A 2,513-nucleotide genomic window follows, 5' to 3' on the forward strand; every position below is an offset into this window, starting at 1 on the left:
GCGCCGGCCGGCTCCAAAGAAATGGTGGAGGTCGCCAAAGCGATCCAGGACGGCTCCAGCGCCTATCTTTCCCGCCAATTTAAGGTCATGGGCATATTTATTGCCCTGATTGGTATCGCCCTCTTCTTTATTTACCTGCCGGTTTACTCCGGTAACGTGACCCTCCCGCTGGGGATCGCGATCGCTTTCTTGCTCGGTTCGATCGCTTCCGCCGGCGCCGGTTATGTCGGCATGAGCCTGGCGGTCCGGGCGAACGTCCGCGTCGCCAACGCAGCGCTGACCAGCTTTAAAAAAGCGCTGGAAGTCGCCTTCCAGGCCGGGACTGTTTCCGGTATGTTTACCGTCGGCTTTGGCCTGCTCGGCGCGACGGCGATCTTCCTGATCTTCCGCGAGAACGCGATGAAAGTTCTCGTCGGCTTCGGTTTTGGTGGATGTTTGGTCGCCCTATTCATGAGGATCGGCGGCGGCATCTACACCAAAGCGGCTGACGTCGGCGCCGACCTCGTCGGTAAAGTCGAACAGAACATCCCGGAAGACGACGCCCGTAACGCGGCGGTCATCGCCGATAACGTCGGCGACAACGTCGGCGACTGCGCCGGTATGGCGGCGGACGTGTTCGAAAGCTATGAAGTTACCCTCGTCGCGGCGATCATCCTTGGCGCCGCCACTCTGGCCGACAAACAATTCCAGCTTTACTACGGTGCCGCGGCTTCGCTAATGGCCCTCAAACTTATCGTTTATCCGCTGCTCGTCCGCGCGATCGGGGTTTTCGCCTCGATCATCGGGACCTGGGCGGTCCGTGGTGAAGACACGGAAGAGATCGGCGACCCGATGAAACCGATCAACTTCGGCTTTTATGTCGCGGCGATCGCCTCGATCATCGGTTTTGTGACCGTCAACTACTTCTATCTGAAAGATCCTAAGACCGGCCTCCCCGACTGGCGCTTCTCGCTGGCCACCCTGGTCGGCATCATCCTGGCGATCACCATTGAAGCCATGACCAACTACTTCACGCACACGGAACACCGGCCGGTCAAAGAGACCGCGCATTCGGCCAAGACTGGTTCCGCGACCACGATCCTGACTGGTTTCGGCCTCGGGCTTGAATCGTCCTTCTGGGCGATCATCGCCATCGCCGCCACGATCTTCGCCTCCATGGCGATCTTCGGCGGCAACATCGCGCTGTCGGCTTACGGCGTCGCGTTGGCCGGCCTGGGCCTGCTCACCACCACTGGCTTCATCCTGGCGATGGACACCTACGGCCCGATCGCCGATAACGCCAACGGTATTTTCGAAATGTCGGGCACCTACCGTGGACAGGGAAGCCGCGCCGAAAAGATCGTTTCCAAGCTTGACGCGGTCGGCAACACGACCAAAGCACTGACCAAGGGCTTCGCCATCGCGACCGCGGTTATCGCCGCCATCGCCCTGTTCCGCTCCTTCGTTGAAGAAGGCGGCCTGATCGCCACCGGCATTCAGATCAATTCACCCGATGTTTTCATCGGCCTTTTGATCGGCGGCTCGGTCCCGGTCCTTTTCTCTTCATTCCTGATCAGAGCGGTCAGTAAAGCGGCGATCACCGTCGTGGAAGAAGTCCGCCGGCAGTTCCGCGAGATCCCCGGCATTATGCAAAGAAAAAACAAGCCGGAATATGATAAATGCGTTGACATCGTCACCATTGCCGCGCAGAGAGAATTGATCGGCCCGGCGATCCTGGCGGTCGTCTCCCCGATCATCGTCGCCTTCGCTTTCGGCACCGCGGCTTTGGGGGGCTTCCTGGTCGGAGCGATCCTGGTCGGCCAGATCATGGCCGTGCTACTTTCCAACTCCGGCGCGATCTGGGACAATGCTAAGAAAGTGATCGAAATGGGCTTGCATGGCGGCAAAGGAAGCGAAGCTCACAAGGCATCGGTTATCGGCGATACCGTCGGCGATCCGTTCAAAGACACCGCCGGTCCGGCGCTTAATCCGCTGATCAAGGTCATGAACCTGGTCGCGATCCTGGTCCTGCCGCTCACCGTGCAGAACCTTGGGTTTGAGATCAAGACGATCATCGTGACCGTCGGCCTGCTGCTGATCCTGTTCGCGATGTGGATGAATAAAAGCGGCAGTACGTTCAAAGAAGAATAATCCTGGGCCCGTTTAACTAGGTTATTAGGGGCGCGGGAGTAGCTCAGTTGGTAGAGCGCCACCCTTCCAAGGTGGATGTCGCGAGTTCGAATCTCGTCTCCCGCTAACCTGGGGGCCCGTAGCTCAGTTGGATAGAGCAACGGATTTCTAATCCGTAGGTCGGAGGTTCGATCCCTCTCGGGCCCGTTTCCTTATTCTGCCGAGGTGGTGGAACTGGCAGACACGCTAGATTTAGGTTCTAGTGGGGTAACTCCCGTGCAGGTTCAACTCCTGTCCTCGGCATTTAAAGTTGATTTTTTTAGGCGCCATTAGCTCAATTGGCAGAGCAGCTGACTCTTAATCAGTTGGTTGAAGGTTCAAGTCCTTCATGGCGCAATTTTCTC

Annotated in this window: 1 protein-coding gene and 4 tRNA genes; all 5 read left to right on the forward strand. The window is 58.0% G+C overall.

Annotated elements, in window-relative coordinates:
• A partial coding sequence (locus WC529_09135) for a sodium-translocating pyrophosphatase (protein ID MFA5114433.1) occupies positions 1 to 2,130 on the forward strand: 2,130 nt, incomplete at its 5' end.
• A gap of 32 nt (positions 2,131 to 2,162) precedes the next feature.
• A tRNA-Gly gene (locus tag WC529_09140) sits at positions 2,163 to 2,235 on the forward strand.
• A gap of 7 nt (positions 2,236 to 2,242) precedes the next feature.
• A tRNA-Arg gene (locus WC529_09145) sits at positions 2,243 to 2,316 on the forward strand.
• A gap of 12 nt (positions 2,317 to 2,328) precedes the next feature.
• A tRNA-Leu gene (locus WC529_09150) sits at positions 2,329 to 2,412 on the forward strand.
• 20 nt (positions 2,413 to 2,432) lie between these two features.
• Positions 2,433 to 2,505 (forward strand) — tRNA-Lys (locus tag WC529_09155).
• Positions 2,506 to 2,513: the final 8 nt, after the last annotated feature.

This window comes from Candidatus Margulisiibacteriota bacterium (assembly GCA_041650855.1).
In the GTDB taxonomy this organism is placed as follows: Bacteria; Margulisbacteria; WOR-1; order O2-12-FULL-45-9; family XYB2-FULL-48-7; genus JALOPZ01.